The 25101-nt window shown below is 60.6% G+C and carries 27 protein-coding genes and 3 pseudogenes; 21 read left to right on the forward strand and 9 right to left on the reverse strand.

Annotated features, from left to right (window positions below):
• The first annotated feature begins 133 nt into the window (after positions 1–133).
• The 3 genes from AC57B1_RS19445 to AC57B1_RS19455 are packed head-to-tail and all read left to right on the forward strand — an operon-like array spanning position 134 to position 1151.
• A complete protein-coding gene (locus AC57B1_RS19445) occupies positions 134–649 on the forward strand; it encodes a ParC-related protein (RefSeq protein ID WP_496418329.1) in 516 nt (171 codons plus the stop codon).
• Entirely contained in the window at positions 646–918 is a 273-nt protein-coding gene (locus AC57B1_RS19450; protein ID WP_496418330.1) for a type II toxin-antitoxin system RelE/ParE family toxin, read from the forward strand. The genes AC57B1_RS19445 and AC57B1_RS19450 overlap by 4 nt, the downstream gene beginning before the upstream one ends.
• Positions 919–935: 17 nt before the next feature.
• Complete coding sequence (locus AC57B1_RS19455; RefSeq protein ID WP_496418331.1) at positions 936–1151, forward strand: DUF7706 family protein; 216 nt, start codon at positions 936–938, stop codon at positions 1149–1151.
• Between the two features lie 2 nt (positions 1152–1153).
• Here the strand turns inward: AC57B1_RS19455 and AC57B1_RS19460 are convergent, their stop codons facing one another.
• Positions 1154–1417 (reverse strand): hypothetical protein, encoded by a 264-nt coding sequence (locus tag AC57B1_RS19460; RefSeq protein ID WP_496418332.1) that lies wholly within the window; start codon positions 1415–1417, stop codon positions 1154–1156.
• Positions 1418–1627: 210 nt separating this feature from the next.
• Entirely contained in the window at positions 1628–2206 is a 579-nt protein-coding gene (locus tag AC57B1_RS19465; RefSeq protein WP_496418333.1) for a hypothetical protein, read from the reverse strand.
• A gap of 828 nt (positions 2207–3034) precedes the next feature.
• Here AC57B1_RS19465 and AC57B1_RS19470 point away from each other — a divergent pair.
• Both AC57B1_RS19470 and AC57B1_RS19475 read left to right on the forward strand, forming a co-directional pair.
• Complete coding sequence (locus AC57B1_RS19470) at positions 3035–3673, forward strand: AAA family ATPase (protein ID WP_408462238.1); 639 nt, start codon at positions 3035–3037, stop codon at positions 3671–3673.
• 34 nt (positions 3674–3707) lie between these two features.
• Positions 3708–3956 carry a ribbon-helix-helix protein, CopG family gene (locus tag AC57B1_RS19475; RefSeq protein WP_496418334.1) on the forward strand — a complete coding sequence of 83 codons (249 nt, stop codon included), beginning with the start codon at positions 3708–3710 and terminating at the stop codon, positions 3954–3956.
• A 102-nt stretch (positions 3957–4058) separates the two neighbouring features.
• Here the strand turns inward: AC57B1_RS19475 and AC57B1_RS19480 are convergent.
• Positions 4059–4205, reverse strand: a pseudogene (locus tag AC57B1_RS19480) (Tn3 family transposase); the annotation flags it as partial.
• Between AC57B1_RS19480 and AC57B1_RS19485 the strand changes: the two are divergent.
• The 3 genes and pseudogenes from AC57B1_RS19485 to AC57B1_RS19495 all read left to right on the forward strand — a co-directional run bounded on the left by AC57B1_RS19485 (position 4206) and on the right by AC57B1_RS19495 (position 5227).
• Positions 4206–4364, forward strand: a complete 159-nt coding sequence (locus tag AC57B1_RS19485; RefSeq protein WP_496418335.1) for a helix-turn-helix domain-containing protein — start codon at positions 4206–4208, stop codon at positions 4362–4364.
• A 34-nt stretch (positions 4365–4398) separates the two neighbouring features.
• Positions 4399–4788 (forward strand): annotated as a pseudogene (locus AC57B1_RS19490) (aldo/keto reductase); the annotation flags it as partial.
• Between the two features lie 10 nt (positions 4789–4798).
• Positions 4799–5227, forward strand: coding sequence for an SRPBCC family protein (locus AC57B1_RS19495; RefSeq protein ID WP_496418336.1), 429 nt, complete (start codon positions 4799–4801; stop codon positions 5225–5227).
• A gap of 80 nt (positions 5228–5307) precedes the next feature.
• On the opposite strand, the gene AC57B1_RS19500 is transcribed toward AC57B1_RS19495, so the two are convergent.
• Positions 5308–6243: a LysR family transcriptional regulator gene (locus AC57B1_RS19500; RefSeq protein WP_408351290.1), complete on the reverse strand. Its 936-nt coding sequence runs from the start codon at positions 6241–6243 to the stop codon at positions 5308–5310.
• 180 nt (positions 6244–6423) lie between these two features.
• Between AC57B1_RS19500 and gbd the strand changes: the two genes are divergently transcribed.
• The 4 genes from gbd (at position 6424) to AC57B1_RS19520 (ending at position 11026) form a co-directional block, all read left to right on the forward strand.
• Positions 6424–7563 (forward strand): 4-hydroxybutyrate dehydrogenase, encoded by a 1140-nt coding sequence (gbd, locus tag AC57B1_RS19505; protein ID WP_496418337.1) that lies wholly within the window; start codon positions 6424–6426, stop codon positions 7561–7563.
• Between the two features lie 68 nt (positions 7564–7631).
• A complete protein-coding gene (locus AC57B1_RS19510) occupies positions 7632–8948 on the forward strand; it encodes an MFS transporter (RefSeq protein WP_496418338.1) in 1317 nt (438 codons plus the stop codon).
• Positions 8949–9017: 69 nt separating this feature from the next.
• On the forward strand, positions 9018–10220 hold the full coding sequence (locus tag AC57B1_RS19515) for an alpha-hydroxy acid oxidase (protein WP_496418339.1): 1203 nt from the start codon (positions 9018–9020) through the stop codon (positions 10218–10220).
• 17 nt (positions 10221–10237) lie between these two features.
• Positions 10238–11026, forward strand: coding sequence for an SDR family oxidoreductase (locus AC57B1_RS19520; RefSeq protein WP_496418340.1), 789 nt, complete (start codon positions 10238–10240; stop codon positions 11024–11026).
• Positions 11027–11089: 63 nt separating this feature from the next.
• Here the strand turns inward: AC57B1_RS19520 and AC57B1_RS19525 are convergent, their stop codons facing one another.
• Together AC57B1_RS19525 and AC57B1_RS19530 are read right to left on the reverse strand one after the other, a co-directional pair.
• Positions 11090–12058: a cyclase family protein gene (locus AC57B1_RS19525; protein ID WP_408351275.1), complete on the reverse strand. Its 969-nt coding sequence runs from the start codon at positions 12056–12058 to the stop codon at positions 11090–11092.
• 71 nt (positions 12059–12129) lie between these two features.
• Complete coding sequence (locus AC57B1_RS19530) at positions 12130–12444, reverse strand: NIPSNAP family protein (RefSeq protein WP_009770001.1); 315 nt, start codon at positions 12442–12444, stop codon at positions 12130–12132.
• Positions 12445–12684: 240 nt separating this feature from the next.
• Here AC57B1_RS19530 and AC57B1_RS19535 point away from each other — a divergent pair, with 240 nt between their 5' ends.
• On the forward strand, positions 12685–14274 hold the full coding sequence (locus AC57B1_RS19535; protein WP_496418341.1) for an aldehyde dehydrogenase (NADP(+)): 1590 nt from the start codon (positions 12685–12687) through the stop codon (positions 14272–14274).
• A gap of 372 nt (positions 14275–14646) precedes the next feature.
• Here the strand turns inward: AC57B1_RS19535 and AC57B1_RS19540 are convergent, their stop codons facing one another.
• Positions 14647–15333, reverse strand: coding sequence for an IS6 family transposase (locus tag AC57B1_RS19540; protein WP_496418356.1), 687 nt, complete (start codon positions 15331–15333; stop codon positions 14647–14649).
• A gap of 79 nt (positions 15334–15412) precedes the next feature.
• Positions 15413–15670: pseudogene (locus AC57B1_RS19545) on the reverse strand (DUF4158 domain-containing protein); the annotation flags it as partial.
• A 136-nt stretch (positions 15671–15806) separates the two neighbouring features.
• On the opposite strand from AC57B1_RS19545, the gene AC57B1_RS19550 reads away from it, so the two are divergent.
• Positions 15807–16337 (forward strand): hypothetical protein, encoded by a 531-nt coding sequence (locus AC57B1_RS19550; protein WP_496418342.1) that lies wholly within the window; start codon positions 15807–15809, stop codon positions 16335–16337.
• A 595-nt stretch (positions 16338–16932) separates the two neighbouring features.
• On the opposite strand, the gene AC57B1_RS19555 is transcribed toward AC57B1_RS19550, so the two are convergent.
• Positions 16933–17520, reverse strand: a complete 588-nt coding sequence (locus AC57B1_RS19555) for a TetR/AcrR family transcriptional regulator (protein ID WP_496418343.1) — start codon at positions 17518–17520, stop codon at positions 16933–16935.
• A gap of 30 nt (positions 17521–17550) precedes the next feature.
• Here AC57B1_RS19555 and AC57B1_RS19560 point away from each other — a divergent pair, with 30 nt between their 5' ends.
• The 7 genes from AC57B1_RS19560 to AC57B1_RS19590 all read left to right on the forward strand — a co-directional run bounded on the left by AC57B1_RS19560 (position 17551) and on the right by AC57B1_RS19590 (position 24984).
• Positions 17551–17739 carry a hypothetical protein gene (locus tag AC57B1_RS19560; RefSeq protein WP_496418344.1) on the forward strand — a complete coding sequence of 63 codons (189 nt, stop codon included), beginning with the start codon at positions 17551–17553 and terminating at the stop codon, positions 17737–17739.
• A gap of 131 nt (positions 17740–17870) precedes the next feature.
• Positions 17871–18725 carry a type 1 glutamine amidotransferase domain-containing protein gene (locus AC57B1_RS19565; protein WP_496418345.1) on the forward strand — a complete coding sequence of 285 codons (855 nt, stop codon included), beginning with the start codon at positions 17871–17873 and terminating at the stop codon, positions 18723–18725.
• Between the two features lie 47 nt (positions 18726–18772).
• Complete coding sequence (locus tag AC57B1_RS19570) at positions 18773–19666, forward strand: alpha/beta fold hydrolase (protein ID WP_496418346.1); 894 nt, start codon at positions 18773–18775, stop codon at positions 19664–19666.
• 46 nt (positions 19667–19712) lie between these two features.
• Positions 19713–20585, forward strand: a complete 873-nt coding sequence (locus tag AC57B1_RS19575; RefSeq protein WP_496418347.1) for an SDR family oxidoreductase — start codon at positions 19713–19715, stop codon at positions 20583–20585.
• Between the two features lie 372 nt (positions 20586–20957).
• The gene (locus tag AC57B1_RS19580; RefSeq protein WP_496418348.1) at positions 20958–22271 is read left to right on the forward strand and encodes an ATP-binding protein; all 1314 of its coding nucleotides are present in this window, start codon (positions 20958–20960) and stop codon (positions 22269–22271) included.
• Between the two features lie 81 nt (positions 22272–22352).
• The gene (locus tag AC57B1_RS19585) at positions 22353–23636 is read left to right on the forward strand and encodes an MFS transporter (protein ID WP_496418349.1); all 1284 of its coding nucleotides are present in this window, start codon (positions 22353–22355) and stop codon (positions 23634–23636) included.
• A 316-nt stretch (positions 23637–23952) separates the two neighbouring features.
• Complete coding sequence (locus tag AC57B1_RS19590; RefSeq protein WP_007177163.1) at positions 23953–24984, forward strand: DUF4331 family protein; 1032 nt, start codon at positions 23953–23955, stop codon at positions 24982–24984.
• The last annotated feature ends 117 nt before the right edge of the window (positions 24985–25101 follow it).

The raw sequence follows: 25101 nt of genomic DNA on the forward strand, positions 1-25101 counted from the left end.
CCGTGCGTTCTGCGCCAATCTGAGAACGGGCGTTACGTCAAATTCATGAATCAAAGTCCTGTTGTGTGATTGTCGAAGTCCTGTTTCAGTGCGATACTGAAACCTGTTCTCTGAACCATCAATAGGGGTCGAAATGGCAACCGACGCGATTACCCACGAAACCGTCTCGCAGCTCGTGGAGGCCGGCGCGATCCGCGCGGCCCACGTGGTCGGCCAGAAAGGCGGCTGGGGTGTGCTGTTCAGGTACGGCCTGACTGAGCGGCCGCTGGCCGCGCAGCGGGGCAACGTGCGCGTGTTCAAGCGGTTTGAGACCATCGTGTCCTACCTGCGTGAAATGGGCATCGTGCAGTTCGACGTGGACGCCGCGCAGTACGATCCGGACGCGCCGCTGTCGGCCCGCTCGCAGAGCAACGCCGAACGCGCCCGCGAGCAGATGAAGGCTGCGCACCAGGCCGCCGCCTATGACAAGTGGTTTCGTGCCGAGATCGGCGCGGCGCTGGCCGAGGCCGACGACCCTGCCACCGTGAAGGTGGCGCACGCCGACGTGGCCGCCGCGCTCCAGTCGGGGGACACGGCCGCGCTGCGTGCGCTGGCCGGTAAGCCCGCCGGCGGGTCGGCCAGCAAGAGCCGACGCAAGGCCCGCGCATGACGGTGCAATGGCTGGCCGAAGCGCTGATTAATCTGGCTGATATTCTGGACGCCGTAGGCGAGGAAAGCCCACAGGGGGCCGCGACGCTGGCCGCCGAGATCCAGAGCAGGACCGCACGACTGGAGACCCATCCGAAGCTCTACAAGGCCGGCCGCGTGCGCGGCACGCGCGAGTGTGTGGTGACGGAAAACTATCTGTTCGTCTATCGCCTGCAGGGCGATGATGTGCAGATCCTGCGCGTGCTGCACGCGCGCCAGCAGTGGCCGTGAGGCCGAACGGAGACGCCATGTTTGTGATGACGCTATCGCGTGAAGCCGACAAGCGACAAGGGTACGCCGAGCTGGACGACGCCGAGACGCGGGCGCTCGCGCAGCTCGTCAAGCGCATCGGCTGGTCCGAGATGCGCGGCAACGCGATCGATGATGATGAAGCGGCCCTGATGCGCAGCGCGGTCGAGAAGCTACAGAGCGCGCTGGCCGGCGCGGGCGTTGCGCCGAGATAGCGCTAGAACAGTTTGTCAGCGAATTCCTTGCGTGCGTCTTCGTCCTGATGCATTTCCCTGATGCCCCGCATGGCTCGCTGAATCCAGTCGGTGGCCGGAGATAGTTCGTTATCCTCTGGAAATAGGGGCGTGAATTTCCTGTCGGATGCGGGCCATGCGAAGCCGTCAGGAAATAGCAGCGAGTCCGATGGTTGGCTCTGCGCCAGCGGCAGTTCGGTGACAACCCATACGCCCGCGCTGTCGGCGGCCGGATCGTGGTGATTCATCGTTTCTCCCATTCAGAACCCCGGCCCCGGCCGCGTGCCATAGCCGTTTTTCGGGCCGCGTATGGGCTGGTGCCGCCGAGGGCGAGCGCCGTAACTCGCGCCCTGGTAACGCCCGCCATAACCATGACGCCACACTTCACCGGCATCGGATCTGGCCCACGGCAGCGCCTTTACAGCCTTCCATAGTTTTTTTAGACCGGCCAGCATGCGTTACCCCTTATGAAAATCAATCTGCGCTTGCTCCGGTGGATCGTCGGAGCCTAGATTCGTGCCGGTGATAATAACGTCCTCTTCCGGACGCACTAATGGGATGTGCCGTAGGGTTGTCTTTGGCCCGTCGAGCTGCGCTTTGGTGATGCTGTCCTGTTCATCCAAATTCACCACAACTTCGGCAGAAAACGAGGCCCAACGACCATCCGCGCGAGCCTGCCAGAACACCCCAGAATTCACACGGTATACGTTCGACGTGCCTACCTTCAATATCTCGATCCACTTCTGTTCGCGCAGCAGTGCCACGGCCCGCTTGATCGTGGCGCTGCTAAGGCCTGTCAGCTTTATTAGTGATTCCTGCGACACCATGACGGCGTTTTGCTTGTTCATCGCCTTAACTAGACTAGTGAGCAGCTTCCGCGCCGCTGGCGAACGGAAAGCCAGTTCGTCCAGCTCATCGAGATACTTCCTGCTGACTTGCACAAATCCGTGGTTCACCGCCCCGCGCTTAAGTTTCGCCAGCTCTGTGCGGAGACTTTCATTTTCCTGCGTCAGTTGATCCCTATCGGGCTCATTCATGGATGCCTCTAGGCTCATGGATTTGTCAAGAGGGATCTTATTTGATCCCTTAAGGCTCATTCTATGTGAGCTATGAGGGATCGTCAATGAGCTTATGGCTCACACTGGATGATCCCAATAGGGCTCACCCTAGATGAGCCCTATCAAAAACGCCAAACCCCAATGCCGGCAAGGTTTACCGACGATTTTCGATTGTCGTCTCTCTTTTATCTGTTTTATATGCTGCAGAACAGCTTTTACATCAGGCCCCCGGAGGGGCTGAAACGCCGCTTCGCGGCTTGACGGCCCCCAACACCGTGGGGCGCTGCCCCACACCCCGGTCTCGCTTGCGACGCGGCGGGGACAGGGGGTAAAACCGCTCCCCTGCCCCTTGCGGGAGCGTTACGCGATCCAGTCAGCGTCAAGGCCAAGCCGCTTACGCGGTCGCTTCGCGAGCCTTGACCCTGCCTTCCTCGCGGGATTAAGGGGTTAGGTTCTCTTTCTACTTGGGGCAAGGCCACAGGCCGCGTCAGGCCCGTAGGGCGCGCTCGCGGGGAAGCCGGTGGGTATCTCGGGTACCCCGAAAGCGGCGAGGCCGCTGGAGGGGCTGTGCACAGCCTTGTGCTGTGCACAGCCGAGATATCCACGGGCGGGCGCGGGATCGACCACATTCCCTTGTAGACCACGCACGGCCCCGTAAGGGGCCGTGTCCACATTGACCGCGAAGCGGTCTGTTTTTGGGTTTTTTGGCTCCGGCGAAGCCGGATTTTTAAAATTTTCGGGAAAAATGAGTACGAATGCTATAGTTATACTCTACGTAGCCTATACGTATTTACAGGGGGTAAACGCATGATTGTCACCGTAGGAAACCCAAAAGGCGGTGTCGGTAAATCGACCATCGCTGTACAGCTTTCGCTAGGGCTTGCCGCTCGCGGTCAGCGCGTCTGGCTAATTGACGGCGATCGACAAGCTACCAGTATCGGCGCGATTACCGTGCGGGCAGAAAGTGGCCGTGCGCCGATAGCGGCAGCGGCTTACCCGGACGGTGCGACACTGCGCAGCCAGGTAAAGCAGCAACGGCATTTACACGATCACATCATTATCGATGCCGGCGGCCGCGACTCTACGGCGTTGCGCGCAGCGCTCGCGGTTTCCGATATTGTTTTGATCCCCTTTTTGCCCCGTAGCTTCGACGTGTGGGCACTTAACGATGCGGCAACTATTCTGGCCGAGGCGCGAACGGTCAACGACATTAAGGCTTGGGCGGTACTGAACGCGGCCGACGCACAGGGCGGCGATAACGCCGAGGCCGAGGAAGCGATTCGCGAGCTGGACGGCATCGACCTGCTACCGGTGCGGATCACCCGGCGTAAAGCAATCGCGCACGCGTCAGGCGCGGGCCTGCATATCGAGGAATACAAGCCTCGTGACGCCGCTGCGTGCGCCGAAGTCGAGGCTTTAATATCTACGCTTTTTGAGCGTAGTTGATACGTATAGACAACATATAGATAAGGTATTTTCTATGGCACTAACCAAGGCACCCAAAAAGCCGGCTCCTGATGCGGCCGCCGCGTTCATCAATCGCGCGCCGGATGCTACAGCCGGTGCGAGCAAGGAGTCAGCGCCCGAGGCGTCGCAGAACAAGAAGCCCATCACCATCACGTTTGACCCCGCGCTACTGGCCCAGCTCGACGCTGCGGCGAAACGCATGGGCATTAGTCGATCTAGCGCGCTGGCCGTCGCCGTGTCGAGGTGGTTAGGCATCGAGTAAGACAGCTTCCCCCCTGCCGAAAATGAGCCTCCATCCGGAGGCTTTTTTACGCGTATCCGGACCTGATAAGGGGTCGTCTCAGAAAACGGAAAATAAAGCACGTTAAGCTGGTTGCAGCGGCCGTAGCGACCTGAACTTGCCCGCGCCGATCTTGGCGTTGCTGCGCCAGAGGTAATCGCCAGTCAGGTTGATGTGCTCCCAACCCAGCGGCGACAGATACTGCAATAGAGAATCATCAACGGGCTTGCCGTGGCCNCTTACAGGGGCCGCAAGAAAGCGCTTTCGCCCGAACGCGCCGCTGAACTTCTGCAACGCGTCAAGGCCGGCGAACAAAAGGCAAAGCTGGCCCGTGAATTTGGCATCAGCCGCGAAACGTTGTACCAGTACCTGCGCGAAATTGGAGCTTAACGTGCTTAATTTTCCGTTTTCTGAGACGACCCCTTCGTTGCTCGATCACGAGCGTGCATTGCAGCGGCTGCTGCCGGCCGCTGCCGCGAAAAACGTGGAGATTGTCGTCGGCGGTCCGTATAGCTCGGGCGTGCTTGCGGGCGGCGCACACTTCGAATACCAGAAGGCGTCGCCTGAGATTCTCGCGAAGGTTGAACGTATCAAGGCGATCGCCGCGCGTCACAACGTGAGCGTCAAGGCCGCCGCGCTGCAGTTCGTGCTGGCCAATCCGGTTGTCGCCGCAGTGATCCCCGGTGCGAGCAAGCCGGAGCGCATCGCGGAAGACCACGCTGCCGTCAAGGAAGCGATTCCCGCAGACTTCTGGCGCGAGTTGCGCGAGCAAGGTCTGGTCGCCGCCAATGCACCGCTGCCCCTCATGGCTTAAGGAGACTGACATGGCCCAAGCCAATGCGTCGATCCGCATTCCCGTTTCGCCCGACAAGGTGTGGCAACTGATCGGCGGCTTCGACTCGCTGCCGGACTGGCTGCCCTACATTCCGTCGAGCGAATTGAGCGAAGGCGGACGTGTGCGGCGTCTTGCCACGCCGGCCGGAGATGTGATCGTCGAGCGTCTGGAAGCCTTCGACAACCGCGCGCGCAGCTATACCTATTCGATTCTCGAAGCGCCGTTTCCCGTCACGGGCTATCGCTCGACGCTGCACGTGCGTGAGAGCGAAGAGGCGGGTGCATCGCTGGTCGACTGGAGCGGTGAGTTCACGCCGACCGGTGTGAGCGACGACGAAGCATCGAGGCTTTTCGAAGGTATCTATCGCGACGGTCTGCACGCGCTGGCGGCATCGTTCGCCGACAAAGGCATCGCGTAACTTGCGTGGATTCGGGCCCGATGACGCACTATCAGGCATCCGGGCCCGTGATCACGCGGGACGCAGGGCAACCGACGGCATTACACTTCGCCGCCATGTTTGGCGTTCAGCTCCTCGATCAGCTGTCGCGCGCCCGGCGAGAGCTGCGCGCCTTTTCGGGTGACGAGTTCATAAGGCTCGCTACGCGAAGCAAGATGCAGCGGAAGGATGCACGTCATCTCGTGACTGGCGAAAAACTGCGCGACGTCGATCGACACCAGCGCGACGAACGACGGATTGCTCTGCAGCAGCGCGAGCGTGGCGAATGCAGACGTCGTTTCGAGCAGATGCATGGGGAAGCGAATATCGGCTTCGCGAAACTCCCGCTCCAGCAATAGCCGCATCGGCATGTTCGCGCGATACACCACCCAGCGGTATTGCGCGACGTCCTGAAGCCTGACTTTCTTCGCGCGCCGCAGCGGATGCTGCACATTGGCCACGACGGCGAGCGTTTCCTCCTGCATCCGCGTGGTTTCGTAGTGCTGCGGCGTCTGACTGATCGTCGTCCGACAGATCGCCAGATCCAGCCGGCCTTCGTCGATCTGGCTGAGCAATGTTGCGCTCGTGTCTTCGACGATTTCGACTGAGATTTCGGGGTTTCGCGCGATCAGCGAAGTAATCGCATCGGTGAGCAGCGGCACGGCGCCCATGATTACACCGACCGCTACACGGCCGCCCTGGCCGCGCATGATCCCGACGATCTCTTCACGCATGTGCGACAGATCGGTGTGGATCAGGCGTGCGTAGCGAATCACGCAGCGTCCCGCTTCGTTGGGCTCGAGTCCCCGGTTCGTGCGATTGAACAGCGGTGTCCCGAATGTCGTTTCGATTTCCTGCAAGGCCTTGCTGGCGCCCGGCTGCGTGAGCGCGACCTGCTGCGCCGCCTTCAGCAATGACCCGTGATCCCCGAGGGCGATCAGGAGTCGCAGTTGCTTCAGATGCAGGCGGGAAATGATGGAGTTGAGCGGCGGTGTCATGAAGGTTGAGGGAAAGTTATATCTGCATCAAATCTTCTCAATTACTGAGAAATGGGCGCCTCCTTATACTGGCCCACACACGGCGTCTAAAAAGCGCCAGCATCAACGCGACGGCCCGGTTATGGGTCGTTGGAGTCCGGCGCCGAGGCGCCACAGCCACTATAACTTACGCTCATTCCCATGTCTCTCATCAACTACATCACGCAGATTCAGTTTGACTACGGTGCGATCCGTTTGCTTAGCAGCGAATGCGAGCGAGTGGGTATCAGGCGGCCGTTGATCGTCACGGACAGAGGTATCCGGGCAGCAGGCATCATCGATACCGTGCTCGACGCGCTCGCTGGCACGGCGCCCGTCCCGATCTATGACGGCACGCCGCCGAACCCCAATGAGGCTGCGGTGCGCGACGCGGTGGCGGTCTATCGCGCGGGCGACTGCGACGGCATCGTCGCCGTGGGCGGCGGTTCGGCGATCGATCTGGCCAAGGGTGTTGCCGTTTGCGCGACTCACGAAGGGCCGCTGCAACGATTCGCCGTGATCGAAGGCGGCGCGACGAACATCACCACGAAAACCGCGCCCGTGATTGCCGTGCCCACGACAGCGGGCACCGGCAGCGAAGTGGGGCGTGGCGCCATTCTGATTCTCGACGACGGCCGCAAGGTCGGCGTGATCTCGCCGTTCGTGGTACCGCGCGCGGCGATCTGCGATCCGGATCTGACGCTGGGCTTGCCGCCCGCGTTGACGGCGGCGACCGGCATGGACGCGATCGCACATTGCATCGAGACCTTCCTCGCGAGCGCGTTCAATCCACCCGCCGACGGCATCGCGCTGGACGGACTGTGGCGCGCATGGCGTCACATCGAGCGCGCGACGCGTGAACCGGGCGACCGTGTGGCGCGACTCAACATGATGAGCGCATCGATGCAAGGCGCGCTCGCGTTCCAGAAAGGCCTGGGCTGCGTGCACAGCTTGAGTCATTCGCTTGGCGGCATCAATCCGCGCCTGCATCACGGCACGCTCAACGCGATCTTTCTGCCCGCGGTGCTCGAATTCAATCAGCACGCGCCATCCGTGCGCGACGAGGACAAGCTCAACCGCATGGCAACCGCTATGGGGCTTGGCAACGGTGCGGAGGTGGCGCCGTCAGTGCGGACCATGACGCAGCGGCTCGGCTTGCCGACCGGCCTCGCGCAACTGGGCGTCACGCCCGCGATGTTCCCCGACATCATCAGGGGCGCACTCAAGGACCACAGCCACAAGACCAATCCCCTCGAAGCGTCCGATGGCGATTACCGCGCCATGCTGGAAGCATCGCTCTGATGCATCGCATCTGACTGACTCAATGCCGCGCAGACGGCACTCCAACAAATCAACCGGAGACACTCATCATGCAGGCGAGCAAAAAGCTGCGTCGTATCCAGCGCATTTCCATTTTCTTTTTGACCCTGGCGGGCTGCGTCAACTATCTTGACCGTAGCGCGCTATCAGTAGCCAACAGCACCATTAGCGGCGAAATGGGGCTTAGCGCGTCACAAATGGGTCTGTTGCTTTCCGCGTTTTCGATGTCCTATGCATTCGCGCAGTTGCCGGTCGGCGTCCTGCTGGATCGTCTGGGCGCACGACTGATGCTCGGCGCAGGCATGCTGCTCTGGTCGGTCGCGCAGCTGTGCACTGGCTTCGTACATGGCATCCAGCAGTTTTTCCTCGCACGGGTGTGCCTTGGCATCGGCGAAGCGCCGCAGTTTCCTGCCGGCGCGAAGGTGATCGGCGAATGGTTCGCGCTGCGTGATCGCGGCGCTCCAACGGGAATTTTCGTGGCCTCTTCGACAATTGGCCCCGCGATTGCGCCCCCGATCCTCACTGCGCTCATGTTGACCCTCAGCTGGCGCGAGATGTTCATCGTCACGGGTGTGTTCGGCATATTGGTGGCGCTAGGCTGGTACGCGGTGTATCGCAACCGCAGTGAAGTGGAGCTGACACCCGACGAGCAGGCCCATCTCGCCGAAGGTGCGCAGGAAGAACCCAACGCAGCACCGCTGAACGGCGCGCAGTGGCGCAATCTTTTCGCGCAACGCACGACGTGGGGCATGCTGTTCGGCTTCATGGGCGTCATCTACATGGTGTGGCTGTATCTGACCTGGCTGCCCGCGTATCTGGAGCACGAACGCGGCATGAGCATCGCGCGCGCGGGCTGGGTCGTGGCGATTCCGTACCTGGTCGGCACGCTCGGCATGGTGGGAAGCGGCTATATCGCCGACTGGCTCTACAGCAAAGGCATGGCGCCGATCACGAGTCGCAAGTGGCCGATCTGTGTGGGGCTCGTCGGCGCGGCGGCGGCCACCATCCCAGCTGCATTGACGCCTTCCGCCTCGATGGCCGTCGTGTACATCTCGGTGGCGATGTTCTTCCTCAACATGGCATCCGGCGGCGCATGGTCGCTCGTGCGTGTCGCCGCGCCCCGTCACGCCGTGGCGTCGCTCGGCGGCATCCAGAACTTCGGCGGCTTCCTGGCGGGATCGGCTGCGCCGATCGTCACCGGCCTTGTGGTGGATCGCACGCATTCGTTCGTGAACGCGCTGATCGTGAGCGCCGCCGTCGCACTGCTTTCCGCCGTTGCTTACATGGTCATGGTGCGCAGGCCCGTGAGCGTCACGCAAGAGCACGAAGAGGGTGCCGTGCTTGCAACCGTGCAGGCGGCCGACTGAACGGCAGCGAGCGCGGCAGCCACATCACGGCAGTTTCAAACCGATAGACAGTCAAGGTGCAGGGATCGAATGTCAGTCATTACGTGTGTTGAGGATTTGCGTCTGATGGCGAAGAAGCGCGTGCCGAAGGCGTTTTACGATTATGTCGATAGCGGCTCCTATTCGGAATCGACGTACCGCGAGAACAGCCGCGCGTTCGACGACCTGAAGCTGCAGCAGCGAGTGGCCGTGAATGTCGAAGGTCGGAACACAGCCAGCACGATGATCGGTCAGCCAGTGACCATGCCCGTTGCCATCGCGCCAACCGGCCTCGCCGGCATGCTGTGGGCGAACGGCGAGATGCTCGGCGCGCTTGCCGCAAAGCGCTTCGGCGTGCCGTTCACCTTGTCGACGGTCAGCATATGCTCGATCGAAGATGTCGCTCGTCATACCGCCGCACCGTTCTGGTTTCAACTCTATGTGATGCGCGACCGCGGCTTCAATGCGTCGCTGATCGAGCGCGCGAAGCTGGCTGGCTGTTCGGCGCTCGTCGTCACGCTGGATCTGCAGATCAACGGCCAGCGGCACAAGGACCTGAAGAACGGCATGACTGTTCCGCCGCGTCTCACGGCTTCCAACCTGCTCGATTTCGCGTCGAAGCCAGGCTGGATGATGCGTGCGCTGCGCGGCGCCAAAACGTTCGGCAATCTGGCGGGCTACATCAAGGGCGGCGACGACGTCATCGCGATCAGCAAGTGGGTGGCGCAACAATTCGACCCGACGCTCGGCTGGGACGATCTCGTCGCCATCCGGCGCGCCTGGGATCGCAAGCTCGTGCTGAAGGGCATCCTGAGCGTCGAGGACGCGCGCATGGCCGCATCGATCGGCGCCGATGCCATCGTCGTGAGCAATCACGGCGGACGGCAACTGGATGGCGCGCCGCCCAGCATCGAAGCGTTGCCGGCGATCGTCGAGGCTGTCGGCGACAAGATCGAAATATGGGTGGATGGCGGCATTCGCAGCGGGCAGGACGTAATGAAGGCGCTCGCGCTGGGCGCGAAAGGCACCATGGTCGGACGTGCATTCATGTACGCACTCGGCGCAATGGGCGAGACCGGCGTCACGAGAATGCTGCAGATACTGCAAAGCGAACTCGACGTCAGCATGGCCTTGTCGGGCGTGCGAACGATCGGCGAAATCGGCCAGCACAATCTTTTTCAGCGTCGTCATGATCTGTTGTCGCGCGGCAGCCTGCGCGAGTCGCAGGATCGCGCTGAGACGGCAATCGTTTAAATCAAGGAGCAAGCTGGATGGATCTGAACATCAAAGGTCGGTGGGCGCTAGTGTGCGCCGCAAGCAAGGGTCTGGGAAAAGGTTGCGCACAAGCGCTGGTCGCGGAGGGTGTAAACGTCGTCATCACGGCACGCGGCAGTGACGCGCTCGAGGCGACCGCACACGCGCTGCGTATGCTCAATCCCGCGGTCACGGTCAAGACCGTGACCGGTGACATCACGACGAGTGAAGGGCGCGCCGCTGCAGTGGCGGCGGCGCCTCACATCGACATTCTCGTGAACAACGCGGGTGGCCCGCCGCCGGGCGATTTTCGCAACTGGTCGCGAGAGGACTGGATCGCCGCAGTCGATGCGAACATGCTGACGCCGATCGAGTTGATCAAGGCAACCGTGGACGGGATGGCCGAGCGGGGCTTCGGCCGCATCGTCAATATCACTTCGGGCGCGGTGAAGGCGCCGATCGACGTGTTGGGACTATCGAACGGTGCGCGTTCGGGGCTGACGGGTTTTGTCGCGGGACTGGCGCGGCAAAAGCGTATTGCGCAGGCCAATGTGACCATCAACAATCTGCTGCCGGGGCTGTTCGAAACCGACCGTTTACGTCAGTCGACGCGAGCAGCGGCCGATGCGCATGGTCAGAGCTACGACACGGCGCTGGAAGCGAAGCGCCAGATCGTTCCGGCTGGGCGCTTCGGAACGCCTGAGGAGTTCGGGGCGTTCTGCGCCTTCTTGTGCAGCACGCAGGCCGGATATCTGACAGGTCAGAATGTTCTGCTGGACGGCGGCGCCTATCCGGGCACCTTCTAACGCACGGACTGCGGCTGACGTAGCGCGCATGCCCGACAACCGAGGCATGCGCGCTACGCGTGCTTATTTGATGACGAGAGGATTGACGGGAGCACCCGTGCCGCCAACGATCTTCAGCGGTGCAGCCGTATAGAGGAATTGCCATTGACCGTCGCGTTCGCAGTCGCCTGCGAGTTCGTCGAGCAGCACGACCTCGGTGAATACGACGCCCAGGTTGCGCATCAGCGCGTTATGCAGCGGAATCATAACGCCCGACACGGGATCGACAGTGACTTCGTTGCCCATCGTATCCGTCACGAGACAAGGAATTTCCATCTCCCGAAACCACTCGACGAGTTCACGGCTGAACGTCAAGCCCGGCTCCATATAGTCCTGATAGAACTCATCCGCGTCGCGCTCGTAGAACGAGCCGATCCAGCCGGTGCGGATCAGCAGGATGTCCCGTGGCTCGATGGTCACGCCCTGCGCGCGCGCGGCATCGAGCAGATCCCGATGGTCGAACGTTTCGCCCTTGTCGAGCACGGCCTTGTTGCGGTGACGCGCCATATCGATCAGCACGGCGCGGCCGGCAATGCCGCGCTCGGCGATCGGCAGAATGCTGGCGCGCGCCAGGCCACCGACGGTACTCATCGCGTCATAGCCGTTCCAGAGGGTGTCGTCGTACCAGACGTGGCCGAGTGCGTCGCATTGCGTCGATCCTTGAACATGCATGAAGATCACATCGTCGGCATATTCGACGTTACCGTCGAAGTGTGCCTTGCCTGCCAGAAAATGGCCTTTATCGAGCACGTTCATGCGCATCGAAGGGCGCCGGCCAGGAAATAGCGGCTCGCCTTTAGCATGACCGATATCGACTTGCAGCGTGAATGTCTTGCCCTGTCGCACCGCGGCGATGCCGCGCAGAATCTCCGCCGATTGAAGATAGTTCAGCGCGCCGACTTCATCGTCGGGTCCCCACTTGCCCCAGTTTCTGGGCAAGCCTTCGAGCAGTTGCTTGACGTCTGGATTGCCTTTGGGGTTCGGCACACACATGATTGTCTCCTTGGTTGTTGAAGCAAGCACGAAGTGGCTTGCCTTTGAGTTGTTGCCTGACGGATGCTTGCCTAGCGGATCGGCGAGAAGGAGGCGGCCAGCATGATGCGGGATTCCTGATCGATGAGCAGCGGCGTGGCCTTTGCGATGAACCTGTTCATCCAGTTCGGATCTTCGAGCAGCGCAGCACGGCGCTTAACGCGCTCGTCGAGGCTTTCCCATGCCCAGATGTGCACGACCTGATTCAATGTGCCGACTTCCGTGTACCACCAGCCGATCAGCTTCGCGTGACGCGAAATGATGGGCAAGCCTTCCGCTTCGAAGTTCTGAAGATATTCCTTCAGCTTTCCTGGTTGAACCGTATAGGTTCGCATTTCATAAAACATGAACGAGTACTTTCCAAACTAAGCAGAAGGTCAGTATAGAAATCATCCAATAGCCTTTAAATTGAGAGCTTCTTATAGCGCTATAACGAGCTGTCATGTCCAAAGCGTTGACGCTTGCCAGCCGGTTTGAAATCATTCCGTGAAGGTGCTGCGAGGTCGAAATTGCAGCGACGCGAGCACAGTCGAGTGAATAACGACGCCCGGGACAGGGCGTCGACTTATCCCATCAAGGAAATGAAAATGAACATCGCAGGGAACTTGTTGATTGGCCAGAGCGTGCGACGCGGAACGAACGGCGTGTCGTATGCCATCGACGCAGCGAGCGGCGAACGATTGGAGCCGGGCTTCGGTGGCGCGACGCTCGAAGACGTCGATGCAGCGTGTGCATTGGCATGGGCCGCTTTCGATATCTTCCGCGAAACCACGCTCGAAGCCCGCGCGGATTTTCTGGAGACAATCGCGGCCAACATCCTCGCAGCAGGCGATGCGTTGATCGAGCGCTGCGTCGCGGAGTCGGGCTTGCCGCGCGCGCGAATCGAAGGTGAACGCGCGCGAACGGTGGGCCAGTTGCGGATGTTCGCGGGCGTCGTGCGTGCAGGCGACTTTCTCGAAGCGCGCATCGATCCGGCCCAGCCCGAGCGCAAACCGGCACCGCGCGTCGATCTGCGTTTGCGGCACATCGGGCTCGGCCCCATCGCGGTGTTCGGTGCCAGCAATTTTCCGCTGGCGTTCTCGGTGGCAGGGGGCGACACCGCTTCCGCACTGGCCGCTGGGTGCCCGGTGATCGTCAAGGCCCATGCCGCACATCCCGGCACGTCGGAACTGGTCGGCATGGCCGTGCAGAAAGCGGTGAAGGACTGCGAAATGCCAGAGGGGACTTTCTCGTTGCTGTTCGGAAGCGGCCGTGAAATCGGCCAGGGGCTGGTTCGCGATCCCCGCATCAAGGCGGTCGGATTCACCGGCTCTCGCCATGCGGGAACGGAGTTGATGGCAGTCGCCGCCGCGCGTCCCGAGCCGGTACCGGTCTATGCGGAAATGAGCAGTATCAATCCGGTGTTGCTGTTTCCGCATGCGCTTGAGCAGCGCGGCGAAGCGATCGCTCAGGCCTTCGTGCAATCGTTGACGCTCGGTGCCGGGCAGCTCTGCACGAACCCGGGTTTGATTCTCGCGGTGGAAGGTCCCGCACTCGATCGCTTCGTGGCTGCGGCTTCGGAGGCGCTGAGACGGGCGCCGGCCGCAACGATGCTCACGCCCGGCATTCATCGGGCGTTTGAAACGGCGGTGTCGAAGTTCGCCGAACATGCGCAGGTGCAGACGGTGGCGCGCGCGCAGCCTGCGACCGGCGCGAACAAGGGACAAGGCGCGCTCTTTGTGACAAGCGCCGCCGCGTTTCGTGAGAAAACGGAATTACAGGAAGAGATTTTCGGCGCGGCGTCATTGATCGTGCGTTGCCCAGATCTGCACACGATGCGTGAACTGATCGAGTCGCTGGAAGGACAGCTGACGGCGGCGTTGCAGATCGATGAAGCCGATTACGCAGCGGCGCGTTCGTTCCTTCCGTCACTGGAGCGACGCGTGGGCCGCGTGCTCGTCAATGGCTTTGGTACGGGCGTAGAAGTCGCGCATGCGATGGCCCACGGCGGTCCTTATCCGTCCACCGCCGACGGTCGTTCGACTTCGGTCGGCAGCCTCGCGATCCACCGCTTTCTGCGGCCGGTGAGCTATCAGGACATGCCGGAGGCGCTGCTGCCCGAGTCGTTGAAAACGGGCAACCCGTGGCGAATCAATCGTCTCGTCGACGGGAAGATCGCATTGGCGCAGCGCGCTTGATCGTCGTTGCCCAGGTCGGCGCGATTACACCACCGCCTTTGCGGCGGCGAGGTCATGAGAAGGGCAAGACGTACTGGTTTAAAGGAACACGCTCGGTCGGGGTAAGCGACTGCCTGATCGATGCCAGCCTAGGCGAACGGTTCTGATCTAACCGCAAGGACAACGACGATGCATCAAGCCAATCAGCAATGTCGGGAGCACGGTTGCACACTTCCGTCCGCCGGTGCCGACCAGAAGCTCCGCCACTGTGAGGTTGACCGCGATGGCCACCGGCAGGAACCATCGTCTCCGGCTGGACATGATGTCGCCTCCCAGGCACTGTCAAGTTGACGAGCGTAGGCTACGTGTATGATTAAAGAGTAGTTATCCTTATCAGATAGCTCGATTGGCTGCGGTTGAGACAGTCCATTCTTGCCATGTGGCGAGGCGTTCCTTTAGAGTGGCGCGATGACATGCCGCGTTCATCTGATGTCTGGGCAACGCGAAGTGCTGCCGGATCGGGCCGAAGCATGAGAGAAACGCCTGCGTACGACGCGCATCGCGAAAGCCACACATCTGGCGTTCGCGCCTGCGGGTTGGCTGGTGGCTATTTTCGGCGCGGTTGTTCACGCGAGCAGCCGCTTTGACAAAGACGTGCTTTACCTGAGCGAGTTCAGGGATATCAGCCTTCGCCGCCGGATAACTGCGCAACTGGTCGGTAACGATCTTGCGCGGCACCGGGTTTGATCGCAGCACCCGCCGGAAGAATCGCTTGGCCGTGGCCTTGTCGCGTCGCTTCTGTACCAGCACGTCGAGTTCAGCACCATGCTCATCGACCGCTCGCCACAATAGATACGGCTCACCGCGCAGCGTCACAAACATTTCGTTCACATGCCAAGTGCTGGCCGGCTTGCGCCGCGCCGCTTTCGCGCAATGGGCGAAAGCGGCGCCAAACTTGTCGCACCAGCAACGGATCGTTTCGTATGTGACCATGACACCACGCTCGAGCAACAACTCCTCGATATCGCGCAGGCTCAGGCTGAATCGGAAATACCAGCGAACCGCGCAGCTGATGACGATGGCAGGAAACGGTGACCGTGATAAGCGATTTCGTTTTCTTCATCACTTCATTCTACCGCTGCCTCGCCATCAACTTGACAGAGCCCTCGGCATCGATGTTCGCGCTCGCCCGGATGTGCTCGATGACAACGTGGGGAATGGCGTCAACGAAGGGAAAGTGGTGCATCTGCTGAAAGACCTTCAGCAGAACCAGCAGGCCCAGTCTCGAGGACTGGCCACGCGCGTTGCGCCGCGCCCACTCAAGCTCCTCAACGTCTGGCGTATAGAACGCCTGCAGTTCCGCAGATGAAAAACCCTTGGGAAACCTCGGATACGCGGTACGTTCGATGGTCGCCATGCCGGATTCCGGATCTCGAATGGGCTCGCCAGTGTAGCGTAAAGAATCCGGCAAAGCCGTCACACCTGTGCCAGTCTGTGCAACCAGCTGGCCGCTATAATTTTCGGATTCAGAACACAGCGAAGGGGGCAGAAACATGGGCAAAGCCAGCCAGCACAAAAAATCGGCGCGTGCCCGCAAGCTGGGCACGCGCGACCTGGAGGCATTGCGACGGGGAGCGGTCCAGTCAGGGATCCCCGACGCTATCGTTCTCGATCGTAATGACCTGCCGCCGGAGCAGAAAATCTCCTGGCCCCTCGCCCAACTGCTTCAGGATGAGGTATCCGATCATCCAACACTGGAGGAATATCAGAGCGCACGGACGGCGATAGTTGCGGCGTGGAATACCAGCGTCCTGCCCGAGAGCGAGCGTGCTGAAGCGCTACGTGATCAGATCGGATTCGACAAAAGTGTTCCACCCGAAATGCGGCGCGAGAGCATACAGGGCATCGAGCGCCTGATTGGCGAAAAACTGGCCCGCTTTCCCCATGACCGCCGCCGTATCGTCTCGTGGGAGGCGCAACTCGAAGGTGACGTACTTCGGGTCGTAGCGGCGGCGTCCGACAGTCCCCGGCACGACATCCCGGAGGATGTCATGCGCGCTTTGCTGCGAACGATGTCCGCCTAAGAGACCACACATTCAGACCAGTCGGCTAAGGACGCGATCGTCCCTCGCTGGCTGACCGCGTTGACCTGTCTGCATGCCGACGACTCAAGCGGACGCGATAGTTCAGGGACGCATTCACGGCCCAAGTTCCTTATTCGGCCATAGCATAGAGATCCGTCATTTCATAACTTTCAAGCTTATGATCGCAATTTGACCGGATCTTGGTCAGATCCCAATACATGAACTTCGATCAGATCGAAGACTTCAAGGAAGTGGCGGGCACTGTAGAGATGTAAGCGTGCTGTCGGGCTACGGCGTGTTGATCTGGTCGTAGCCGCTACAAGAATGGCGCTGCTGGCTGAATGCCGGCAGCGCCATTTTTTTTCGACACAGAAATAGGACCATTGACAGCCGTTCGGAAAGGCACGGGTCTGCACATAAGTCTCGTGAAGCGATGGAGGAGTCCGTGCGAAAGAGAGCAGGGGAAATGAATCTGCTGGAGCTGCTTGAACTGGCATTGGCGGGACGGCCGCTCGCACGTCAATCCCGAATTCTTCACTCTTTACGAGCCCTTCGGACACGCACCGACAGTCGGGCAGGCATTTGCCTGGAAAGCTTAAAGTGCAAGCTCCGAAAGCAATGCGTCGAGCGGTTCGGTCACGAAGCCGTCGGCCTTCAGCATCACCAGCCCGTGCAACTGAGCCCACACCGCCGTGGCGGACCCATATGGCCCGCTCCGACCACGAGCCGAGATGCCCGCGAGGAGGAGGTCGTAGCTTTCCTTTGCCGCTTTGCTCAGCGGGCTATCCTGTAGAGCGTCAGGAACCAGACGCGAGGCAAACATCAAGCGATAACGTTCCACGTTTCGTTCTCCGAACTGAAGATATGCTGCCGCCATGCGCCTTACGTAACCCTCTTCGCCTCCCGATTCCGCCGCGGTGCTCAGTGCCGCCGAAAGCTCCCTGAATCCCTCTTCCCCCACGGCAAACAGTAGGTCATCCCGGTCCGCAAAGTGACGGTACGGCGCCGACTGAGCAACGCCGGCACGCCGCGCAAGCGAAGCAAGGGTCAGACTTTGGGCGCCGTTCGCTGCGATCTCTTCCCGCGCGGCGTCGAGCAGCGCACGTCGTAAATCGCCGTGGTGATAGCTCTTCCGGCCGTGCGACTGCTTTTCGGGCGTCTTTATTGCCGTGCCTTTGCTCATCGATGTGTATCGAAGTGAATGTGACAGGTCATGACGTTTGCTTGGCTCCGGGTTTCACAGGTTAGTGAAATGATAGCTCATCACATTGCGGGCAATCAACAAAATGCCCCAGTCAGCACCGGTTTGGCGGCGTGCGATCCGCACCAGCGTTCTCCGAAGATCGCCGTGATGCTCACCGGCTCGGTAGAGGTCTTTCCGTTTGAGTTTGCACCAATGTGATGATGTATAACATTTTGCTTGACGGCCGGCCAAAGCGCCTATATGTTATATGCCATCACATCGATAACGGGCCCAAACCTGATCGTCGGCGTAACCAAAGACAACCGTTTTCCATCAAAGTGACTCTCGCCATGAGCCTCGTTCTGTTACCGATCCCCAGTCGCGATTTCGATCCCTCCGAAGTCGCGGTGAGTTGGAAGATATTGACGCAGCGCGGTCATCGGGTAGTTTTTGCGACGCCCGACGGCAAGCAAGGCGCTTGCGACCCGATCATGCTCTCTGGCATTGGGCTCGACCCCTGGAGCGGCATCCCGGTGCTTCGCAATGTCCGTGTCCTGGGCCTCCTGCTCAGCGCCAATACCGACGCCCGGAGCGCCTATGCCGAGATGCTGCGGGATCCGGCCTTTGGGAGCCCGCTGCGCTGGGACCGGATCGAGTCCACGGACTTCGACGGCCTGCTGTTAGGTGGTGGGCACTGGGCGCGCGGCATGCGCGAATATCTCGAAAGCACGGTTCTTCAGCGGATCACCGCCGAATTTTTCGCTGCGGAAAAGCCTGTGGCAGCGATCTGCCATGGCGTGCTGCTGGCCGCCCGCAGCACGCGTGCCGACGGCCTGTCCGTGCTGCATGGCCGGAAAACCACGGCGCTGACCTGGGCGCTGGAACGCAAGGCCAGCAAGCTCGCTCATGTCGGGCGCTTTTGGGACCGCAACTATTACCGCACGTATACAGAGGCAGCGGACCAACCTACGGGATACATGTCCGTGCAGCAGGAGGTCACGCGCGCACTCGCCAGCTCTGCGGATTTCATCGACGTTCGCGAGAGCGATCCCGAATTCAGGCGCAAGACGAGCGGCACAGTGCGCGATACGGCGACGGATGATCGCCCCGCCTGGGTGGTGCGAGATGAGAATTACGTCTCGGCGCGCTGGCCCGGCGACGTCCATAGCTTTGCTCGCACATTCGCCGCGGTACTCGAGCAATGACGCAGCATCCTTCCGCTCAACTTCCAGACATAACGACCGAGGAAAACATGGTGAGTCAGAATGCAGTCAGCTATACGCACCGCTGGTGGCCCGATCAGAAGCCGGAGTTTCTGACGTTAGCCAACGGCGGTCCAAAGGTCCGCTATCTGCGGGCTGGCCACGGCCCGGCGCTGGTCCTGCTGCATAGCATCCGTACCCAACTGGACCTGTTTCAACGGGTGATCCCAAAACTCGTCGATCACTTTACCGTGTACGTGTTCGACTACCCGGGGTTTGGCTGGTCGGAAATCGTGCCAGGCGCCGATTATCGGGAGCCGGCGATGCGCGAGCATGTCGTCAATTTCATCAGACGACTGGATTTGCGCGACATCACGCTGGCCGGCGAGTCGATGGGCGCCACTCTGGCATTGACTGCGGCAGCGGAGCTTGGCGATCGCGTGAAACAGGTCGTCGCCTTCAACACTTATGACTATTTGCCAGGTGTGGAGCGGGCGAACCTGCTCGCGTCGATCATTATCAAAAGCGTACGCGCGCCCATAATCGGGTCGACTTTCGCCGCCATGGAAAGCCGGGCCACGCTCGCCGGTATCTTGAGCGGCGGGCTGCGCGATCCGCGCAATTTGCCGCCGGACTTTGTTGATGAACTGGTGAAAGGCGGGAAACGGCCGGGCTACTCAAACGTTGCGCGTGCCGTTTATCGAGCCCTTCCGAGCTACGTCGCGGCAAGACCGCATTACGCCCGGATCGACACCCCGGTGACACTGGTCTATGGCGATCACGATTGGTCGCGGCCGGCCGAGCGCGAAGCGAACCGGGCTCTCATCAAGGATGCAAAGATGATCGTCCTCAACGATACAGGTCACATTTCTTCGCTGGAAAGCCCGGAAGCGTTCGCCCGCATTCTCACCGAGACCCAGTCAACAGCCCGCTTCGCCGCTTAAGGTAGAAGTGGACATTTATTCATGTCCTAACCCGGAGAAGTACCGCATGTCCAGCACCATTCTCGTTACAGGCGCCACCGGCACGGTCGGCCGCGAACTCGTCAAAGCGCTCACAGTGGCCGGAGCCGACGTCATTGCCATGTCTTCCACAGGCAAGGTGATCGAGGGCGTCGAAAGCCGGGTCGCCGATCTGGCTGACCCCGCGAGCCTCGCTGGCGCATTCCGCGGCATCGATACGCTGTTCCTGCTGCTCCCGCTGCAGGCCAACATGGTCGAACTGGCCCGCAACGCCGTCGCCACGGCCAGCGCGGCCGGCGTCAGGCACATCGTTCGTTCGTCGGGAGCGGAGGCCGATCCGGCAAGCGCTTCCGCGATTGGTCGAGTCCAGGGCGAGATCGACCAGTTGGTGATGCAGTCCGGTGTGCCATACACGTTGACGCGGCCTAATTGCTTCATGCAGAACTATCTGACGTTCTATGGAGACATGATCCGCGCGGGCACGCTTTATCTTCCGCAGGGCGACGGAAAGGCATCGTTCGTCGACGTTCGCGATGTAGCGGCCGTCAACGCTTCGATCCTGCAGCACCCGGCCGCGCACGCCGGCAAGACGTATACGCTGACGGGCGGTAAGGCTCTTTCCAACACCGAGGTGACCCAATGCATCGGCGCGGCGCTGGGGCGCAACATCGGTTACGTGGCCGTCCCGGATGATGCGGCGGTCGCATCAATGCGGGAGGCGGGGATGGGCGAGTGGTCGATCGAAACGGTCATGAGCCTGAACCGCGTGATCGCGGCCGGCCATCCGGCGTCGGTCAGCCCCGATGTGGAGAAGCTGCTTGGGCGAGCCCCCAACACCTTCGAGAAGTTCGCGGCGGACTATGCGGCGAGCTGGCGCCAGCAACCGTCAGGCCAACGCTAACCTATCCGCACAGTGCGCGTGCCAGCAGCGATGAAGGAACAGGTTCGGGCCGGTCATCGCCCCAAAAGCGCCGCGACGATGCAGTGATCGCCACACGGCGCATCGTTCCAACCTGGGCCGGCGGCGCTGTTCGCTCTATCGGCGTCAATGGTTCTGTCTGGTTGCTGGATGGCGTGGCGTTCGTGAAGGGAAGGCGGATTCTACTGGAAAGGCAAGGGCTGAACGTGGGCGCCGGATTGCACTCACCGAACGCGAGTTCAACGGCCCTCCTGGAAATTATTGTGCTTGTATAATCGTTCGGACGTTTTGCCGAGACTTCCTGTTGCCAGTAGCACGGGAGTCGCCCAACGCCCGCCTCACGGATCACTCACGATGAAAGATCGAAAAGCAACGCCGGAGGACTCTGCCGAAATAGATATAACCTCGGCTCACCTTCCCCGCAGCAATTTGACCTCGTGCCTTGACGAAACATTTCAGTCCGCGCCTATCCCCATCCTGGTAGAAGATTGGTCCGGCATCAAGGAACGCATTGATTCCCTTAGGCAAAGCGGCGTAGAGGATCTCGAAACGTATCTCGACGAGCATCCTCATGTCATTGAGGAACTTCGTTCATTACATTCGTTCGTGGACGCGAACGAAGCGACTCTGGCGCTCTTCGGTGCGGAGTCGAAACAGACGTTCTTCTCGTGGGCGCGTGATCTGCTACCGGCAAACAGGCTCAGCAATTCCAAAGTTCTTGGCGCGATGTTCGAGCAACGTACATCGTGCGAGGGCGAGCGTATCCTCACTACACTTAGTGGAATTAAGGTTCCTATTGTATGGAGATGTTCGCTTCCTGAAGAAAATCACAAATATCGCCGACTTCGTTTCTTTGCGTTCGATGTCACGGAATACAAGGAGAATAGCAACAGGTTGCAAGCCTTGCGTGCCCAGATGGCTCGCACCGCACGAGTCTCGATGGTCGGACAGCTCGCGGCATCCATCACACATGAAATAGGTCAGCCATTGGCGGCCGTGCGCACCGCCCTGGATGCAACCATACGCTGGCTGGATCGTCCGCAACCCGAGGTCGACGAGGCGCTTTCCTCGTTGCGGCACGCAATGCGGTGGACGTACGACATGTCAGAAATATGTCACCGGCTACGTAGTTTTCTCGTCAGCGCACCCATCCAGGCGACGGTACTCAATTGTGGTGACATCGTTGATTCCGCGGTGCTTTTGATCGCCCCAGAAGCGGATTCGAAACAGATCACGATCGTCAAAGAGGTCGAATCCGATGGCACGGCGTTTGCGGATCGCATTCAGTTGCAACAGGTTCTGACCAATCTGTTGATTAACGGCATACACGCAATAGATGCGACCACCTGCGAGGGGCGCGAGCGCATCCTGACCATTCGTGCTGGCGCGAGCGGTGATGAACGCACTCTCTTCGAGGTGAGCGATACGGGTAGTGGCATCAAGGCGGCCGAGCCGGATACGATCTTTCAGCCTTTCGCCACGACAAAGGACGATGGCATGGGCATGGGCCTCCCCATCTCGAGAGCGATCGTGGAAGCACATGGCGGGAAGATATGGATCGCGGCGACGGGTAGCAAAGGCACCCGTTTCTGTTTCACATTGGCACGCTCCGCAATGGGGTGTTCAGCCAGTTCAAGTGCGGATCGTACCCGGCAAAACCAGCTGTGAGTTAATGCCGTCGCGTACCCGTGCACGAGGGCGTGAGCTCATGCCCGAAAATTCGAATCCTTAAGAGAAGCATCGGCCAGCATGCAGGTTCCATTCGACGAAGGAGAGACAATTGTCCGCCAGTCTCACAAGTTGGAGGCGGGGACACTAGCGACTATCGTTCTCGCCAACGCACTGGAATTCTTCGATTTCTTCGCCTACGCGACCTTTAGCGCGTTCATCGCCCGCGCGTATTTTCCGCAAGAGGCGCATAAGCTCGGCCCGCTTCTGACGCTCGGCACCTTTGCGGCCGGCTTCCTTTCACGGCCAATCGGTGCCTGTTTCATTGGACGATATGCCGATCGTGTAGGGCGCAAACCCGCACTCCTGCTCACTTCGTCGTTGGTCACGGCCGGAACCCTCGGCGTGGCCATCATGCCGGGTTACGGTGTGCTCGGCGTCTACGCACCATTGTTGATCTTACTCTGCCGTGTTGCGCAAGGCGTGGCTATCGGAGGAGAAATAGGGTCGTCCGGTGCGTTGCTGCTTGAGCATGGCGACCGTGCGCGCAAGGGCTTTTATGCAGGTTGCCTGATGGCGGGGCAGGGGCTTGCGCTGATTGTGGCGGGCGGTTGCGGCATTGCGCTGTATCAGTTTTTGTCGCCCCTGCAGATCGAACAATGGGGCTGGCGACTGCCGTTCGCGCTCGCGAGTGCGCTGATCCCCGTGCAGATTTTCTTGCGCCGGCATATCCGCGAGACACGGCTCACGGCGGATCCCGGCCAGGCTCCGTATCGCGATGTGTTTTTCAGGCAGCGTCGCGATTGGGCGATGGCGATCGTGCTGATCTTCGGTGGCACGGTTCCTACCTACGTAGCGACCTACACCGCCACCTTCGGCGTCACGGGCTCGCGTCCAACTGCGTTCGCGGCGTTTGTGACGACCATCGCTGTCGGCGTCGTCACATTCATACTTTCAGTCTTCGGTGGCTGGCTTGCGGATCGCCTGGGTCGGCTGAAGATCATCGTCGTCTCGCGTGTTCTGACGATGGTCGTCGTTCTACCGGCCTTCCACCTCGCATCCGTTCACAACGATTCGACCACGCTGCTTTGTGTGGTCGCATTGTTTGCCGGTCTGTCCGCGCTCGGTGGCGGACCAGGCATCATCGCAATCCTCGAGATGTTTCCGGTTCGAGGGCGTGTTCTCGCGATGTCCCTGGTGTACGCGACCGGCGTTGCGCTTTTCGGCGGCACCGCGCCGCTCGTCGTTGCCTCATTTGACTTCTGGACGGGCGGACATCTCGCCGGCGCCTGGTATATCTTTTGTTCTTCGATGATCACGGTGCTGGCTATCCGGTTCATCGGCATTCGAACTTTCGCTCGTTGACCGGCAGGAACGTCAACCGTCCGGGTTCGCGACACACGCGGTAGCGAGCAACAGATCATCGCCTGACCATCGCCTGACTCGCGTCGCCACCCATCGCGCTGACCGGCTCTGCCACGCCCCCTTCGAGGCATGCGGACGGCGTATCCCACTCCCATCCCGCGCGCCTGCGCCATGATTTCACGGTGTGAAGAAGCAAGGCGTGCGAATCAGAAATATTCCATTCGTTCTGGAAAGCGATTCATACGCGGCGGCTTCATGATCGTCTTACGGACCAACCGTCGCCCATTGATAGCTACATCAACGAAAGGAGCAACTCATGTCCCACCATCTTGATTCGCCGCTCGCACGACAGGATATCCGGCTCGACATCACCGATCTGTATTGCTTCCGCGGAGAAACGGGTACGGTTTTCGTCATCAACGTCTGTCATTCCATCGCCGGTGAGATACCCGCTCCAGGCTATCACCCCGAAGGCATGTACGAATTCAAGATCGATATCGACGGAAATGCCGTGGAGGAACTGACCTATCGCATCTCATTCGACGAGCGCGACCTGCAAGGCAAGCAGCGTTTCGTTGTGCGTCGCATTGCAGGCGCCGATGCGACGGATCCGCATGCGCAAGGGGAACAGATTGCCGAAGGCAGCACGGATGAAATCGTCATGACGCCCTCCGGCGTGCGCGTATGGGCCGGCAAGGCGGGCGATCCGTTCTGGATCGAGCCCGATGTCCTGCACGCGGTTGGCCACGTCTTTCAGGACGGCACGCCGCTCGATCTGGCAGGCTGGGATCCGAAGCAGGCTCGTAACCTTTTTGCCGGCCACACGGTCTATTCCATCGTATTGGAGGTGCCCGACGCACATCTGCTGGCAGACGCCGGCCACAACCGTCGCGTCGGCGTGTGGGCTGTCGCGACGCTGGCCACGGACGCTGGAGACTGGAGATCGATCAACCGGGTCGGACTTCCAATGATCCATCCGCTGTTCACGCAGTACAACGAGGATCTCGGCAATCGCCTGAATGCAGGACGCCCGGCCGACGATTTCGACACATACGGTCCGACTATCATCGGGGCGGTCGCAGGCGCTATAAAAGCCAACGGCACGGCGGAAGATCCTGAGGGCTATGCGACGCTCGTGGCACATCGCTTTCTGCCCAACATGCTTCCCTACACGATTGGCACGCAAGCCGTATTCGGCATGGCAGGGTGGAACGGACGGTCGCTGACCGACAACGTGGCGGACGTGATGTTCACGATTGCCGCGAACACGCCGATCGCGCTCGGCATCGGCAAAGAGTCGGTCACGTCGAAGCCTTCGTCGACTTTTCCGTACGTGCCGAAGGTCTAGAGCGTGTTAGGCACTTTGCGGGAGACCTAGTATCCTGGCGGGATGAAAAGAGCAGATCGCAAAGGGTATCCGACCGATGTGTCCGACGAAGAATGGAGCTTCGCAGCACCCTATCTG

The sequence above is a fragment of the Paraburkholderia sp. BGA-UO-ETr-F21 genome (assembly GCF_059567925.1).